The sequence below is a fragment of the Lacinutrix venerupis genome (assembly GCF_001971745.1).
Taxonomy (GTDB): domain Bacteria; phylum Bacteroidota; class Bacteroidia; order Flavobacteriales; family Flavobacteriaceae; genus Lacinutrix; species Lacinutrix venerupis.
Map to the genome: position 1 here is coordinate 826,458 of NZ_CP019352.1, position 16,777 is coordinate 843,234.

The 16,777-nt window shown below is 30.6% G+C and carries 10 protein-coding genes; 4 read left to right on the top strand and 6 right to left on the bottom strand.

Annotated features, from left to right (window positions below; all coding sequences use genetic code 11):
- Window positions 1-103 precede the first annotated feature (103 nt).
- Complete coding sequence (aqpZ, locus tag BWR22_RS03710) at window positions 104-790, top strand: aquaporin Z (RefSeq protein ID WP_076732092.1); 687 nt, start codon at window positions 104-106, stop codon at window positions 788-790.
- Between the two features lie 72 nt (window positions 791-862).
- Here aqpZ and BWR22_RS03715 read toward each other — a convergent pair whose 3' ends face one another.
- From BWR22_RS03715 to BWR22_RS03730, 4 genes are read right to left on the bottom strand one after another with little or no spacing between them, the layout of a single operon-like run.
- The gene (locus BWR22_RS03715) at window positions 863-1,660 is read right to left on the bottom strand and encodes an anti-sigma factor domain-containing protein (RefSeq protein WP_076732093.1); all 798 of its coding nucleotides are present in this window, start codon (window positions 1,658-1,660) and stop codon (window positions 863-865) included.
- A gap of 19 nt (window positions 1,661-1,679) precedes the next feature.
- Complete coding sequence (locus BWR22_RS03720; protein ID WP_076732094.1) at window positions 1,680-2,210, bottom strand: RNA polymerase sigma factor; 531 nt, start codon at window positions 2,208-2,210, stop codon at window positions 1,680-1,682.
- Between the two features lie 55 nt (window positions 2,211-2,265).
- Window positions 2,266-3,279 carry a UDP-N-acetylmuramate dehydrogenase gene (gene murB / locus BWR22_RS03725; RefSeq protein ID WP_076732095.1) on the bottom strand — a complete coding sequence of 338 codons (1,014 nt, stop codon included), beginning with the start codon at window positions 3,277-3,279 and terminating at the stop codon, window positions 2,266-2,268.
- Window positions 3,279-4,469 (bottom strand): pyridoxal phosphate-dependent aminotransferase, encoded by a 1,191-nt coding sequence (locus BWR22_RS03730; RefSeq protein WP_076732096.1) that lies wholly within the window; start codon window positions 4,467-4,469, stop codon window positions 3,279-3,281. The genes murB and BWR22_RS03730 overlap by 1 nt, the downstream gene beginning before the upstream one ends.
- Window positions 4,470-4,544: 75 nt before the next feature.
- Here BWR22_RS03730 and BWR22_RS03735 point away from each other — a divergent pair, with 75 nt between their 5' ends.
- On the top strand, window positions 4,545-5,882 hold the full coding sequence (locus BWR22_RS03735; RefSeq protein ID WP_076734357.1) for an aspartyl protease family protein: 1,338 nt from the start codon (window positions 4,545-4,547) through the stop codon (window positions 5,880-5,882).
- Window positions 5,883-5,931: 49 nt separating this feature from the next.
- On the opposite strand, the gene BWR22_RS03740 is transcribed toward BWR22_RS03735, so the two are convergent.
- Window positions 5,932-6,360, bottom strand: coding sequence for a DUF1573 domain-containing protein (locus BWR22_RS03740; protein WP_076732097.1), 429 nt, complete (start codon window positions 6,358-6,360; stop codon window positions 5,932-5,934).
- A 187-nt stretch (window positions 6,361-6,547) separates the two neighbouring features.
- Between BWR22_RS03740 and BWR22_RS03745 the strand changes: the two genes are divergently transcribed.
- Both BWR22_RS03745 and BWR22_RS03750 read left to right on the top strand, forming a co-directional pair.
- A complete protein-coding gene (locus tag BWR22_RS03745) occupies window positions 6,548-9,184 on the top strand; it encodes a valine--tRNA ligase (protein ID WP_076732098.1) in 2,637 nt (878 codons plus the stop codon).
- 232 nt (window positions 9,185-9,416) lie between these two features.
- Window positions 9,417-10,097: a hypothetical protein gene (locus BWR22_RS03750; protein WP_076732099.1), complete on the top strand. Its 681-nt coding sequence runs from the start codon at window positions 9,417-9,419 to the stop codon at window positions 10,095-10,097.
- A gap of 92 nt (window positions 10,098-10,189) precedes the next feature.
- Here BWR22_RS03750 and BWR22_RS03755 read toward each other — a convergent pair whose 3' ends face one another.
- Window positions 10,190-16,732 carry an alpha-2-macroglobulin family protein gene (locus BWR22_RS03755; protein ID WP_076732100.1) on the bottom strand — a complete coding sequence of 2,181 codons (6,543 nt, stop codon included), beginning with the start codon at window positions 16,730-16,732 and terminating at the stop codon, window positions 10,190-10,192.
- Between the last annotated feature and the right edge of the window lie 45 nt (window positions 16,733-16,777).

The following is a 16,777-nucleotide window of genomic DNA, read 5'->3' on the forward strand; positions in this document are numbered from 1 at the left end:
TTTTTGCATTTTAACGTATTTGGCAAAAAATGTAGTTGTCAATCTCTACTAAATTATTTTATGTAACTAATTTAAAATCATAATTTTAAAATTAATCAACATTATGAAAAAACTTTTAGCAGAATTTTTTGGAACTTTTTGGCTTGTATTTGGAGGTTGTGGTAGTGCAATTTTTGCAGCTGGATACCCAGAATTAGGAATTGGATTTGTAGGTGTTTCGCTAGCATTTGGTTTAACCGTATTAACTATGGCTTATGCTGTAGGTCATGTGTCTGGAGCTCATTTTAATCCAGCTGTATCTATAGGGCTATGGGCTGGTGGAAAGTTTCCCGCAAAAGAATTATTAGGCTATATTTTAGCGCAACTTGTAGGAGCTATAGTAGCGGCAGGAGCTTTGTATTTAATTGTTTCTGGTAAAGATGGCTTTACGGATATTGGTAGTTTTGCTGCTAATGGATATGGAGCGCTTTCTCCAGGAGGTTACTCTATGACTTCTGCACTTGTAGCCGAATTTTTATTAACCTTATTTTTCTTATTAATTATTCTTGGTAGTACTTATCCCAAAGCACCTAAAGGTTTTGCCGGTATAGCTATAGGTTTAGCGTTGTCACTAATACATTTAATAAGTATTCCTATTACAAATACATCTGTAAATCCTGCTAGATCAACTAGTCAAGCTTTATTTGCAGGCGGTGATTTTACTTCTCAATTATGGTTGTTTTGGTTAGCACCAATAGCAGGAGCAATTGTAGCAGGTTTTATACATAAAGCTTTTTTTAATAAAGACTAGTATTAAAATTAGTAGAAACAAAAAACGCCTTGCAATTGCAAGGCGTTTTTGTTTTATGAATATTTTAGAGTATTAGTCTTCTAATTTTAATTCTATTTCTGCAACAGGAGTATCGTTATTATTGCTGTTTGTTTTAACTCCTTTTTCTTCAATAGTAATACTTAAACCTAATGCGTCTTTAGTATAAGGAATTTGTTGTAATTGTCTATCTCTAACGCTTAAAATACCTAAATTTACTTGCTTATCTTGTAACTCTGCCCAAATTTGATATTCTTGGTTTTCTGGTAATGTAGGGAGAGAAACAACATCTATCATGGATGTTTTTTCTTTAGGATTAATATACGCAACAGTTTTTAAGTTTTTTGCACGACGATTTCCTTTTAAAATATATTTTTCGGTTTCAGGATTATTAAGTTGTGAAAATTGTTCTGCTAACGCATTTAACTTTAAATTATTTTCGTTTATGTCACCTCTTAAATCGTATAATTCTTCAACAATAGTTTGGTTTTCATTTAATAAATCTTGATTTTGAAAGTAAAAATAAACAGAGCTGCCTGCAAAAATTAAAGCAGCAACACTGGCTGCAATTCCAAAATTAAACCAAGATTTTTTAGGTTTTTGTTTTAATGCAATAACAGGTTTCTCGTCTAAAGATTCTAAAATGTTATCCAATAAATAATTAGGAGCTTCTTCAGCATTAGCAAAGGCTACTAGTTCTAATTTGTTTTCAAGTTTATTGTATGCTTCTTTTACTTCTGGAAAAGTATTTATATAGCGTTCAACCTCAAGATTTTCTTGAGAGTTTGTTAAACCTGTTAGGTATCTTTCTAACAAATCTGTTTTTAAAAATGCGTCTTTATCAACAGTCATCACTTTAGTGTTTTTACAATTAAGGGTTGTAAATTTTTTTTAATTCTCTTAATCCTATTTTTAATCTGGATTTAATTGTTCCTAATGGAATATCTAATTCTTCGCTTGCTTCTTGTTGTGTCATACCTTCAAAAAAAAGCGCGTTTAGCACTACCTGATATTTTAAATCTAAACTGCTTAAATGCTTTTGTATATCTAGCGTGTCTTGATTTAAACTCTTGGTCGTCAGCTTATATACGTTAGAATCTTCAATTTGGACTTCTTTTTTTATCTTATTGTTTAAAGAGCGTACTTTATCTATTGCCGAATTATAGAAAATACGGTATAACCATGTAAATAACTTAGCTTTATCTGGGTCGTAAGTTTTTCCTTTTTTCCAAACTTTTATAAAACTTTCTTGTAGTACATCGTGAGCAATGTCATCATCAGAAATAACTTTTTTTACTACACCTAGCAATGCACCAGAATAGTTTTCATATAGAAGTGAAATGGCTTTTTTGTCTCCATTTTTTAATAAAATTATTATATCTTGTTCAATTACAGTGCTCAAACTTTGTAGGTGTCTTTTGTTTATTATTTTAACTTTAAGATTGCAAACTTATTGTTTATAAAATATTTACTTCTGCTTCAATAGAAATATTAAAGATACGATAAATTGTTTTTTGTATTAATTTAGAAAGTTCAAGTATTTCTTGCCCTTTTGCTCCTCCATAATTTACTAAAACTAATGCTTGTTTTTTGTGCACACCATAATTTCCAAAAGTTTTACCTTTGAAACCTGCTGTTTCAATAAGCCAACCTGCAGGAACTTTAACCTCTGTTTTAGAAATAGGATAGCTAGGAGCTTCTGGAAAATTAGTTTTTAATTGGTTAAATGCTTTTGTGGATATTATTGGGTTTTTAAAAAAACTACCGCTATTTCCAATTTCTTTTGGATCGGGAAGTTTACTTTGTCTAATTGCTATTACTGCATTAGAAACATCTTGAATAGTTGGCGTAGTAATACCCATATTCTCTAATTGAGAAGTTATGGCTCCGTAATTAGTGTGTAATTGGTGGTTAGTTTTTGTAAGTTTAAAAGTAACACTAGTAATAATGTATTTACCTTTAACCTCATTTTTAAAAATTGAGTTTCTGTAACCAAAATTACAATCTTTATTATTAAAAGATTCGATTTTTAAGTTTTCTAAGTTTAATGCTTCGCAGGATATAAAATTATCTTTTAATTCTATGCCATAAGCACCAATGTTTTGAATAGGAGATGTGCCAACATTTCCTGGTATTAAAGACATGTTTTCTAAGCCGCCAAAATTATTACTTAAACACCAAAGTACAAATTCATGCCAATTTTCTCCTGCATTAGCTGTAATTATTGCGTGATTAGTATCTTCTTTAACAATAGTAATACCTTTTAAGTTAATGTGGATTACTAAGGCTTCTACATCTTTAGTTAAAAGCATATTGCTCCCACCACCAAGAATTAATTTTTTAGGATAGTCTTTAACTTTTAAAACTTCAATTAATTCAGCTAATGTGTTAACAGAGATAAAATACCTTGCATTAACCTCTATTCCAAAAGTATTAAATTTTTTTAATGATATGTTATGCTGTATTTGCACTAGTCTTTATATACTTTTAAAGCTTCTTTTAGAATGTTTACTGCTTTAATTAAACTTTCTTTGTTTAAAACATATGCAATTCTAATTTGATTTAAACCAACACCAGGAGTAGAATAAAAACCTGCTGCAGGAGCAACCATAATTGTTTCTCCATTAACGTCGAAATCTTCTAAAAGCCATTGAGCAAAAGCATCACTATTTTTTACTGGAAGCTCTGCTATACAATAAAATGCACCTTTTGGATTGGCAACTTTTAGACCTTCTACTTTATTTAATTCAGAAATTAAAGTGTTTCTTCTATCTACATATTCTTCAATAACATCGTCAAAATAACTTTGCGGTGTCTCTAAAGCTGCTTCACTAGCAATTTGTGCTAATGTTGGCGGACTTAATCTCGCCTGAGCAAATTTTAATGCTGTTTGTATAACTTGTTTGTTTTTTGAAACTAAACATCCTATTCTTGCACCACACATGCTATAACGCTTAGAAACAGAATCTATAACTATGGCATAATCATTCAGGCTTTCTTCTTGTAATATAGAGTAGTGTGTTGCTCCATCATAGGCAAACTCTCTATAAACCTCATCTGCTATTAAAAATAGGTCGTGTTTTTTTACTATATCTGCTAATTTTTTTATTTCTTCTTTAGAATATAAGTAACCGGTTGGATTTCCTGGGTTACAAATTAATATACCTTTTGTTTTTGGTGTTATTAATTTTTCAAATTCCTCGATAGGAGGCAGTGCAAAATTGTTTTCTATTTTAGAAATAACAGGTACTACTTTTACACCAGAGGCTGTTGAAAATCCATTGTAATTGGCATAAAAAGGTTCTGGAATAATAATTTCATCATCTACGTCCATAATACTTCCAAAAGCAAATAAAAGCGCTTCACTTCCTCCTGTGGTTACAATAATATCATCGTGATTTACATGAATGTCATTGTTAGCATAATATTTTGCTATTTTTTGTCTGTATTGTTCAGAACCTTCAGATCTTGTATAGGCTAAAATATCTAAAGAGTGTATTTTAACTGCGTCTAAAGCTACTTGAGGTGTTTTAATATCTGGCTGTCCTATATTTAAATGGTATACTGTTTTGCCTTGTTTGTATGCTTTTTCAGCAAATGGAACAAGTTTTCTTATAGGAGATTGTGGCATTAATTGCCCTTTTTTAGAAATCGATGGCATAGAATTAATTTTAAAAAACAAAGTTGCAAAAAAAAAGTCTAATCTATGTTAATAAATTTCTTAACTTCAATCACTATGATAATTAAATTGAGATTGCTTTTTATATTCTTATGGTTTCCAATACTTTGCTTTACACAAGGAAGTTATGTAATTAATAATAAAAAAGGAATAGATAAAATTAATTTCGAAATTATTAATAATGTTATAATTATTCCTGTTGAAGTAAATGGAGTTAAACTTTCTTTTTTGTTAGACACTGGAGTTAGTAAGCCAATTATATTTAATTTTTTAAAATCATCAGACTCTTTAGAAATTTTAAATGCCGAAAAAATTTACCTTAAAGGTTTAGGGAATAACGGTGAAATTGAAGCTTTAAAATCTTCTGGTAACACTTTTAAAATTGGAGATGCAGTAAATAATAATCAAGATTTTTATGTGATTTATGATTCTTCAATAAATTTTGCACCTAAACTAGGTGTGGCAATACATGGCATTATTGGTTACGATTTATTAAAAGATTTTGTTGTAGATATAAACTATAGTAAAAAGCAACTTAAATTAACTGCTTTAGATGGGTATAAATACAAATCATGTAGTAGGTGCGAAAGCTTTGATTTAGAGTTTTATAATAATAAACCATATGTTAATATTGCTGTAGATATAGGGAGTAAAACTATTCCCGTAAAATTATTGATAGATTCTGGAAGTAGTGATGCATTATGGCTTTTTGAGAATGATACTTTAGGTATATCTATTAAAGATAATTATTTCGACGATTTTTTAGGTTACGGCTTAAGCGGTAGTGTTCATGGTAAGCGTTCAAAAATTAATGCTTTAAAATTAAACACCTATACTTTATATAATCCATTAGTAGCTTTCCCAGATAAAAGTTACACTTCTGTTTTAAGGGAGATAAAAGGTCGAAGAGGTAGCGTTGGCGGAGAAATTTTAAAGCGTTTTAATATTACTTTAGACTATAGTAAGCAACGTATGGTGTTAAAGCGAAATTTTAATTTTAATAAAGAGTTTAGTTATAATAAAAGTGGTATTGAAGTAGAAAATGAAGGTGTTAGATTAATTACAGAGTATGATAAAAATACTATTTCAAAAAACGAATTTTCAATGGATGGCGATATTATAAACGTTCAGGCCGTATATGTAAATACGGGAAAGTATGTAGCTAAAAAAGCATATACTGTTTCTTCGGTAAGAGCTAATTCTCCAGCCGCTAGGGTGGGAATAAGAAAAGGAGATATAATTACCAAAATTAACGGCCATGATACTTTAAAATACAGTTTACAGGAATTAATATTTCACTTTTATGGTAAAGAAGGAAAAAAAATAACGATGGAATTAGAGCGTTATGGAATTAAATTTAACGCTATATTTAGATTAGAATCTTTAATAAAATAAAAAAGCCGAAAAAAAATTTCGGCTTTTATAAATTTTATGGAGTATAGATTTACTTTTCCATTACGCTTTTACTTCTAGACTTTTCAAGTACACTTGTTTTAGAAGGATCTATAACTTCTCCTTTTATTTTTAAAGATACAGTTGGAGTTTCTGCATTAGATAAAACAGTAATTGTTTTTCTAATTGGCATTACACGTTTTGTGTCATATTTAACTTCAATTTCACCAGTTTTTCCTGGCATAATAGGTGCTTTAGGTTTTTTAGGTACAGTACAACCGCAACTAGAACTAACTTTAGATACAATTAATGGAGCGTCTCCAGTGTTTGTAAATTCAAATGTTCTTACGCCATCTGCGCCTTTTTCAATAGTTCCGTAATCAATTGTAGTCTCTTTAAATTCAATTTTTGCTACTTTTTCTTGAGCATTAATTGAAAATGTAATTAATCCGACAAATAATAATGTTATTAAATTTTTCATTTTATTTTGATTTATAATGGTTTTGTAAATTTAACTCCTTTTTCCTCTATCTGCAAAAATATTAGATGTAATGCAATCTCACAAGTACATTCAACTTATTTAACTATACATTAATACTCTTTAATATTTCGCAGAAACAGAAATATAAGTATTTTTGCTAATCAATATTCAAAAACTATTCCAAAGTATGAGCATTCCATCTAAATATGATGCAAAAACCGTAGAAAACAAGTGGTATAACTACTGGATGAAACATAATTATTTTCATTCTACACCAGACGAGAGAGAACCTTACACCATTGTAATTCCGCCTCCTAATGTTACAGGTGTATTGCATATGGGACACATGCTAAATAATACAATTCAAGATGTTTTAATACGTCGCGCACGATTACAAGGAAAAAATGCTTGTTGGGTACCAGGAACAGATCATGCCTCTATTGCAACAGAAGCAAAAGTTGTAGCACGTTTAAAAGAGCAAGGTATAGATAAAAATAACCTTACAAGAGACGAGTTTTTAAAACATGCTTGGGATTGGACCGAAGAATATGGTGGCGTTATTTTAGAGCAACTTAAAAAATTAGGATGTTCTTGCGATTGGGAACGCACAAAATTTACAATGGACGACGACATGTCTGAAGCTGTAATTAAAGTCTTTGTAGATTTACACGAAAAAGGTCTTATTTATAGAGGTTACCGTATGGTAAACTGGGATCCTGAAGCCAAAACTACTTTGTCTGATGAAGAGGTAATACACGAAGAACGCCAAGGTAACTTATACTATATCAATTATAAAATTGAAGGAAGTGATAATACTTTAACCATTGCTACAACACGTCCTGAAACTATTTTTGGAGACACTGCTATTTGTATAAATCCAGAAGATGAGCGTTTTACTCATTTAAAAGGAAAAAAAGCTATTGTTCCTATTTGCGGAAGAGTTATTCCTATTATAGAAGACGAATACGTAGATTTAGAATTTGGTACAGGTTGTTTAAAAGTAACACCTGCTCATGATGAAAACGATAAAGTTTTAGGAGACAAACACAATTTAGAAGTAATAGATATTTTTAATGAAGATGCTACATTAAATAGTTTTGGCTTACAATTTGAAGGCCAAGATCGTTTTGTTGCTAGAAAAGCCGTTTCAAAATTATTAGAAGAAACAGGTGCTTTAGTTAAAACCGAAACACATATTAACAAAGTTGGAACTAGTGAAAGAACAAAAGCTGTAATCGAGCCAAGATTAAGCGACCAGTGGTTCTTAAAAATGGAAGAACTAGTAAAACCAGCTATAGAAGCCGTTTTAGGCGAAGATCCTGAAATTAAATTATTTCCAAAGAAATTCGAAAACACCTACCGTCATTGGATGGAGAACATTCGCGATTGGAATATTTCTAGACAATTACTTTGGGGACAACAAATTCCTGCCTATTTCTATGGTGAAGGAAAAGAAGATTTTGTAGTTGCAGAGAATATAGAAAAAGCAGTTGAAAAAGCGCAAAAAGTAACTGGTAAAACAGATTTAAAAGCGGAAGATTTAAAACAAGATACCGATGCCTTAGACACTTGGTTTAGCTCTTGGTTATGGCCAATGAGTGTTTTCGATGGTATTCGTAATCCAGAAAACGAAGAAATAAAATACTATTACCCAACTAACGATTTAGTAACAGGTCCAGATATTTTATTCTTTTGGGTAGCACGTATGATAATTGCTGGTTACGAATATAAAGACCAAAAACCTTTTAATAATGTATATTTAACAGGTTTAGTTCGCGATAAACAACGTCGTAAAATGTCTAAATCTTTAGGGAATTCTCCAGATGCATTAAAGTTAATTGACGATTATGGAGCTGGTGGAGTTCGTGTTGGTTTACTGTTAAGTAGTGCAGCAGGAAACGATTTAATGTTTGACGAAGCACTTTGCGACCAAGGTAAAAAGTTTGGAAATAAAATATGGAATGCCTTTAATTTAACAAACTTATGGGAAGTTAGTGATGCAATTGCACAACCAAAATCTAGTGAAATAGCTTTAGAATGGTACGAAGCTAAGTTTCAAACAGCATTAGTAGAAATAGAAGACCATTTTAGTAAATACCGTTTAAGCGATGCTTTAATGGCAACATATAAATTAATTTACGATGATTTTTGTGGTTGGTTATTAGAGATTGTAAAACCTGCTTACCAACAACCTATAGATGCTAAAACTTACGATAATGTAATGGCTATTTTTGAGGACAACTTAAAAATACTTCATCCTTTTATGCCATTTTTAACCGAAGATATTTGGCAATATATTTCAGAACGTACACCAGAAGAAGCTTTAATAATTGCAAAATGGCCAGAAGCAAAACCTATTAATAAAGAACTTATATCTCAATTCGATTTTGCCTCAGAAGTTATTTCAGGAATAAGAACCGTTAGAAAAGAAAAAAATATAGCTTTTAAAGATGCTATTGGTTTTTCTGTAATAAATAATGAAAAAGCAAATACTGTTTTCGACGAGGTTATTTCTAAATTAGGAAATCTTGAAAGTATAGATTACGTTAATGAAGCCGTAGAAGGAGCATTAACCTTTAGAGTAAAATCTAACGAGTATTTTATACCTATGGAAGGTGCAATAGACGTTGAAGCAGAAATTATTAAATTAACGGAAGAATTAAAATACACCGAAGGATTCCTTAAATCTGTACAAAAGAAATTATCAAACGAACGTTTTGTTGCAGGCGCACCAGAACAAGTAGTTGCAGCAGAGAAGAAAAAAGAAGCAGATGCTTTAGCTAAAATTGAAACATTAAATACAAGTTTAGCCAGTTTAAAATAGAACAGACATATTAAAACCTTAAAGCCTTTTCATTTTGAAAAGGCTTTTTTTGTTTATATTCTTGAGTAAATCTTATTTTTTTAATAAAATATTATGTTTTATTTTAATATTTGTTAAATAAAATTGTGATTTTGTTAATTATTATCAAAAATTTAAGACGATTTTATTATTCTTTTCTTTATTAAAGCATGTCATGGTTTTAACTTTGTACCGAACCAAAAAACTAAATATTATGAAAAATTTAAAAACATCAATATCGGTATTAGCAATGTCCGGATTAATTTTTACGTCTTGTATGGACGAAAATAAATCTAAAGACATGAAAGATATGGACGAAGAAAATAAGGTTGAAATGAATTCTGAGAAAGAAGATATGCTTAAAGAGAATACTTCTAATTCTGATACAGAACAAATGATGGCTTATAATAAAGTAACATCTGTAGATGGAGAAATTGTAGAACGTTCAATAAATAATGATGTAAAGGCTTTACAAATTAGTGGTTGGGACGGATTTAATAAATTATCTATCGAGATGAAGAAATTAGAGGATGCAGATTTAAATACAATGCAAACTGCATTACCAAATTTTGAAAGTACCATTGCGTCTTTAAGTACAACTAGACCAGAATGGATGATGACCGAAGAGATAAGTGAAGATATTGAAGATTTGCAAAAGGAATATAAAGCTCTTATGAGTTCAGATAATACTAATGAGAAAAAGTATAAAAGAGATCTAGAAGAGGTTAATGAAGCGTATGATGATTTGGTAGAAGAAATAAACGAAACATTTGATACTTACGTGAAAATAAACCGTAAGGCTAATGAGAAGCTAAATAAAAATGTTGATAATGCTAGAGAAAAATATAATAAGGAAATCAACAAACTAAACGAAGTAGCAGACGATAAAAAATAATAATTATCTATATTAGTTTAACACAAAAAACCTCGCATTTGCGAGGTTTTTTTATTGGGCTATTTTTTATAAAAATAATAATGTTTATGAAATTATTCAACCGTAATTCTACTGCCTTCACTATGGCTACTAAATTCAGGAGCATACATACTTTGTATGGTTGTAATACCATTACTCATATTTCCAGCATTACTTACTCGTAAATCGTATTCAAAAACATAAATGCCTTTTGGTAAATAATCGAAAAAGAAATTTGTTGATGCGTCTTTTGTAGCTTCATAATAACCTAAACCATCTTGGTATTTGTATTGAGATAACACATTTACAGGTTCTAAACCTGCAGCTCGCATATCTTTCATGTGTACAAATTCCATGGCACGATCGCTACGTAATTCTATACGAACACGAACTAAATCTCCAACTTCAAGTTTGGTGTCTTTTGTAATATCTGTTATTACTTCACCTTTATCCGTATTCGTTTTTTTAAAGAGTTTTTTCTTCAGTTTTAAAGGTGTTTCAGCTGAGGTAATTTTGTCTAAATCTTCGAAATATTGCCAGTACATACTTCCCCAAGCAATACCATTTCCTTTTTTAGTAATTTTTACTTCGGCCATTTCTGGTTTAATTTCTTCGCCATTCCAAGACGTTTTATAATAACCAGTTCCTGCTTCTATTTTTACAGCTTCTAATTTTGAAGGATTAATACTTTGTCCACCAATAACAACCTCTACCATATCTGTAACACTTAACCAATCACTACCTTGAAGCAATAGAGCATAAACCGCTTCGGTTGTGGCTTTGGTAGTTTTCCAACGGTTGGTTTGCTTGTTTTTAAGTAACCAAATTTTAAGTTCGTCTATAGTTGCGAGATTCTTAGCTTCGCTCTGAATAATAGTTCCTGCTTCAGAGAATGCTTCAATCATTAACGCTTGTGTTTCAATAGGTGCTTGATACCAATGCCATGAGTTGGTGTTTTCTTTCCAATACATACCTAATTCTTCGCTAGTAATACTTGTTTCTTTTAGTGAGTTTAAAATTTTAGCAGAAGTTACTTCATCTTTCATTCTATAAGTGATTAAAGCCATCATACCTTTTGCATATAAAGGTCTTTTTAACCAATAGTTTTTAATTTGAGAATGGTAATATTCCATAATCTCACTAACTTCTTTACTTGGTTTATTATCTTTAAAGAAGCTTCGCATGTATAGGTAATGTAATTGCGTGTAGCTTAATCTATCGATATTTAAATCGGCATCTTTATCGTATTTTCTAATGTCTTTATATTCTTGCACAAATTCTGAATCAAGATAATTTAGCGCTTTATCAATCATTTGAGACGTGTCGCCTGCGCTCGACATGACATTTAATTTATCAAGATGTCCAAAACCGGTAATAATGTGTTGTGTTATATATCTGTTTTCGCGATAATCTCCAAACCAAGACCAAGCACCAGAAGACATTTGGTTTTGTTTTAATTTGTTTTTTGCTTTAGATAGTTCGTTATTCATTTTATTTAAATCGAATAACAACGCGATGCGTTTTTTCTGTTCGGTTTCACTTTGTGCATCGCGTAACCAAGGTGTTTCCTGAATTAATATTGATTTTAATTCTTGATTTTTCTCTAAGTTACTTAATAAAGCATCTGTATTTTTCCATTGGTTAAACACTTCCTGAATTCTAGGATTCGAGTTTGCAATATGGCTAGCCAACGCATTTGCATAATAACGTGAGAACGTTTGCTCGTTACACTCATAAGGATATTCCATTAAATAAGGTAGAGCTTGCACTGCGTACCATGCAGGATTACTTGTCATTTCCAACGTTAACTTATGGTTTTTAAGTGTAGTTGAGGTATTGTTTTTTAATTTATCTAAAGTGAATGTTTTTGTTTGATTACTACGAATCCACATTGGTAAACTCTCTGTTACTAACATTCTGTTTGTTAAAACAGGTAATGCATTTTGTTCGCCATCGCTATAGTTACCAGATTTTGCTATTATTTTATATTGAATAGCTTGTACATTATCTGATACATTTAAATTCCAAGTCACACTTGTATTGCCTTTAGCATCTACAGTAAAACTTTTATTATTGTTAGAATTTGATAAATCATTATCTATTGATTCACCTGTTAAAGCATTAAACAGCTGAAGCACAGCAACACCATTTAATTCCTTTTTAGTAAGATTAGATATTTTAGTAGATATACTAATTTGATCGCCTTCTCGTAAAAAACGTGGTACATTTGGTAACACCATTAATTCTTTTTGGGTAACTGTTGTAAGTGATGTTGTAGCGTGTTCTAAAGTTTTGGTGTGTGCTAATAATTGTAATTTCCATTTAGTTAATGCTTCTGGTGTTGTAAAACTGAAAGACACTTCGCCTTTTTCGTTAGTTTGTAATTGCGGAAAGAAAAATGCCGTTTCTTGAAGATTTTTACGAATTTTTACTTGACTGAAATCTTCTAAAGAATCGTTACCGTTTGTAGTAACTATAATAACACCATTTGCTGCTTCAGATCCATACAAAGCGGTGCCTTCTGCTCCTTTTAATACATTTATTGAAACAATATTTTTTGGGTTTAAAGACTGAAGAATTTCATTTGTAGAAATTTCTCCGTCAATTACAACTAAGGCTTTTTCATTTCCTGAAATAGAGCTATTACCACGAAGAGTTACTTTGTTCCCTCTATAATAAGCAAAATCTTCTTCCTGCTCCATGACTGATGGATTAGATGCTTGTGTTAATTCATCAGCAGTTATCCTTTTTGTTGATGATGTTAGTTCTGCTTCTTTTTTTTCTAATCCCAAAGTAACAACCACTTGACCTAAAGAATTATCATTAAAATAGATTTTAAAAGTATTTTCTTTACCTATTGTTATTGTTTTCTGGTTGCCAACGTAGCTTAATGTTAATTTGTCGCCAGTTTTTGCATTAATAGTGAATGCACCATTACTGTCTGTTGTTGTTCCTTTTCTTTTTTCATTAACAATAACATTAACTCCAGCAATTGGTTGATTTCCACCATCGAAAACTAAACCTGTTACTGTTCCTGCTTTTAAATCCTTATCGTAAGTAGAAACAGTTTTTTGAAGTGATTTTAAATATTGTTGGTACTGCCATCTATTATTTAAATTAAAACCATACCAATTTAACTGGTCATATTGTTGAGGTTGTGCATAGCTTTTAAAGGATGCGTTTCTAAGTACATTAAAATTTGTATTACCAAAACTTTTATAAGCATGACGTCTAAAGCTAGAGTAGTAGTTATAACGATAGATACGATTAAAATACCAGTTATGTGGTTTAAACTCATCTAGAGAGGCATCGTACATGCTTGCTAATAACTCGGCTGCAACTTTATCGCCTTTTGGTCCTTTAATTTTAAATTTCCAAGTCTCGTCAGTTCCTGGTTGAAGTTTGTCTCTAAAGGTTAATGTTTCAATTTCTAAATCGGTTTTAGGATAAGGCACATTTATTTTAACCGAATTGCTGTGAAAACTATTAAAGGCGGCAAAACTATAATGCACAACAAAGCCACCAACATCTTTTGGAGTAACAGGAATTTTTATGGTTTTTGTGTTTCTGTTTAATTTTATAATTTCAGTTTTAATAATTTCATGGTCTTTTTCAATGTCAACTGTTATCCAAATATTTTCTGCAGCAGTAGCTAAAGACAATTCTACAGTATCGTTAATTGCGTATTGTTCTTTATCTGTTGTTAGTTGAAACAACTGATTATCTGCCAATAGTTCATCTTTCTCGCTAAATACTCTTGTTTTAGCTTCATCTTTTACATCTTGACCAAATTTATCTTTAGTTTCCAGAATAAGAATATATTCTCCAGATTGCCATTTTTTAATGTTTCCTAATTCTAATTCTTTAGATTTTTCGGTGTCAAATTTTTTCTCGTAAACTAACTCACCTTTTTTCCAGTTTTCAGTTTGGTGCTCGTTTGTATAAGCCTCGTGAGGAAAATGTTTTTTAAATTCGGTTTCGGTAAAATTTTGATAGTCTGGAGCATTCCAAGGTCTTGGACGTAGCACATGTTCTGGAGCTTTTAGTTTATAAATTTTTAATGTTCCTTTTGCAGGTACAAATTCTCCATTTAAGTTACGTGTATCTATTTCTACTTTATGGTCTTTATTAGTTTTGTCTAAAGTATTATTAATTGAAATAGTTGCGGTTAAAGCATGGTAGCCAACATTTACAATAGTTGTTGTGCTTCTTGTTTCACCATTAATATCTGTAACATCAGCGGTAATCTCGTAATTAAAAATTGGTAAGCTTTCTTTGTCTACACTTTCATCTGGAATGGCTTTAAAAGTAATCTCATAATTTCCAGAAGCATCAGTCGTGGTTTCACCTTGTGTAATTTCTTGACCTTGATCTACAGTATTTTTTGGTCCTCTCCAATAATACCAACGTGGAAATTGTACATTTCGTTTTACACGATACACTACTTTTGCATTGCTAATAGTTGAGCCAGCAAAAGCTAAAGCTTCACCTATAACTTTTACACTGTCGTTAACTTTTATAGTCTCGGTAATAGGTTTAAAATTGGTTTCGAATTTTGGTCGTTTATATTCTTCAACCGAAATATTAGCGTAACCACTATTGTAGTTATTACCTTGTAAGCGAATAGAAAAATTACCAGTTAATCCGCCTTCTGGTAAAATAAACTCTCCAGTAACAGAACCATAATCGTTAGTTTTTAAATCGAGTTCTTTTACCATTTCACCATTTACATTAAATAGCTTTGCTGTTATGTTTTGATTGGTAATAACTTCAGATTTATTATCATGAGTTTTTATAGAAATACCTTTAAAATAAACTGTTTGTCCTGGTCTGTAAATACTTCTGTCTGTAAATACAAAGGTGTTATATCTTGGTTTTTCGTCTCTGTTTCTGTCTCTGTAATAATTGTTGATATATAGGTTAGAGTAATAGGCAACATCACTAGAAGTCGAAATTTTTACTTGTATGTTATTTCGATTTTTTTTCGATTTGCTAATACTTAATTTTCCATTAGAATCTGTAGTTTTATTTATAGTTTCTACTTTTTCGTTTCCATAAGTATAATCTAATTTAACTTTTGCATTTGCAATAGGAATTCCATTATTTCTATCTATAAATTGCAAGTGTTTTTTTGTAGAATCGTCGTACTCTAACATTGCAATATTAGTAACTTGTACTAAAGTATGTGCTGAGAAATTTTCTTTTAATGCTGAAGTGTTAGCAGTTATAAGGTAGCGGCCATTATCTAACTTAGGCATTAAAATTTCTGTAGAATGTACCAGGTAATCTTTTTCATTTTTAAGTGAAGCATCCCATGTTTTATAAGTGTTTAGTCCAGCTATAAACTCTTCTTTTTCATCGTTTCTATAAATTTTAGAAAAAGTGTTATACTGTTTTTCTGTTAGTTTGTGAGCTTTAAGGTTAATGGCGTCCAGTGCTTTATAAGTGACTAAAAGTTTTGCTTCGGTTTGAATAGGAAGTATTGTTTCTGTTAGTATTTGTAAACTTGGATTTTGCATGTTTTGTTTTAAAACATTACACTGTTCTGCACCTTTGCTTTTTGGAAATTTTGAAATAGTAGCATCGCAAATGGCAATTGCTTCCTTAATTTTCCAACGTGCATCTGGATTGGTTTTGGCATTATAAGCTAAACCTTGAGCATTATAAATTGAAGCTAATTGAAAACTATATAAAGCAGAAACCTCGTGTGTTTTATGTTTTTCAATTTCAGCTTTAAGCGCGCTTATATAAATAGCATCTTTATTATTAAATGTAGCATACTGTTTTACAAAATTTAAGCGTTCTATATTAACAGTTGCTAAAGCATAAGGCTCTTTATCTTTTAAATGAAATTTTATAAGTTCCTGATATAATTTTAGTGCATTAAACTCTAAAGAGCTGGTGTCTTTAGTCTCAATTTTTGAGGCAGCAAACGCATTTGAAGCAGATAAATATTGTGGATTATCTATTATAAATTTATAAGCAGGTTTTGTAATATGTGTTTCTTGATGTTTATAGAAAATAAGTGCATTGTGCGCTAAAAAATCGAATAATGTTGGTCTGTAAATTCTGGAATCTTTTTGCTTATATATTATGGCATCAAAATTATCTAAATTGGTTTGTTGTAAAATTAAACCATTATTAAGCGAGTTTTTATAGTGCAAGTGTACTTCTGCAAAAAGTGTCTCTAAATCCCAAGTTCTAAAATCGTTAGAATCGACTTTGTCATTTGTTTTTGTTCTGTTATAAAATTTCCAACGGTTTTGCTGGAAATATTGCCAATATAATGTTGCTAAAATATTCTCTAGAACGTTTTTAGTTGGCGCATTGCTTTTTTTAATTTCAGCTTTAAAAGCTTCAATAATATTAAGTTGTGCATCTTCTTCAAGCGTAAGCATGAATTTACTTTTAAACAACATAATTTTAACAAGCTGCGACGCATTGTTTTCGGCTTTCGCTTTGTCTTCAATAACTTCTAAAGCCTTTAATGCCGATTTAGGCAAGCCTTCAATTTCAAAATTTTCAACATCATTCCATAATTTGGAATAGTTGTTGTCTTGAGAGAAGGACGTATTAGCAAAAAGAATAATCATTAATATGGAAACTATTTTGTTCATTTTATACATTTTTGAAGCAATATAATTGGAAAGCTAAATTTATAA

What these genes read in the sequence shown, in the direction of transcription:
- BWR22_RS03735 (WP_076734357.1), top strand. Translation starts at nt 4,545, where the DNA reads ATGATAATTAAATTGAGATTGCTTTTTATATTCTTATGGTTTCCAATA.
- aqpZ (WP_076732092.1), top strand. Translation starts at nt 104, where the DNA reads ATGAAAAAACTTTTAGCAGAATTTTTTGGAACTTTTTGGCTTGTATTT.
- BWR22_RS03745 (WP_076732098.1), top strand. Translation starts at nt 6,548, where the DNA reads ATGAGCATTCCATCTAAATATGATGCAAAAACCGTAGAAAACAAGTGG.
- BWR22_RS03755 (WP_076732100.1), bottom strand. Translation starts at nt 16,732, where the DNA reads ATGAACAAAATAGTTTCCATATTAATGATTATTCTTTTTGCTAATACG.
- BWR22_RS03740 (WP_076732097.1), bottom strand. Translation starts at nt 6,360, where the DNA reads ATGAAAAATTTAATAACATTATTATTTGTCGGATTAATTACATTTTCA.
- BWR22_RS03750 (WP_076732099.1), top strand. Translation starts at nt 9,417, where the DNA reads ATGAAAAATTTAAAAACATCAATATCGGTATTAGCAATGTCCGGATTA.
- BWR22_RS03730 (WP_076732096.1), bottom strand. Translation starts at nt 4,469, where the DNA reads ATGCCATCGATTTCTAAAAAAGGGCAATTAATGCCACAATCTCCTATA.
- BWR22_RS03715 (WP_076732093.1), bottom strand. Translation starts at nt 1,660, where the DNA reads ATGACTGTTGATAAAGACGCATTTTTAAAAACAGATTTGTTAGAAAGA.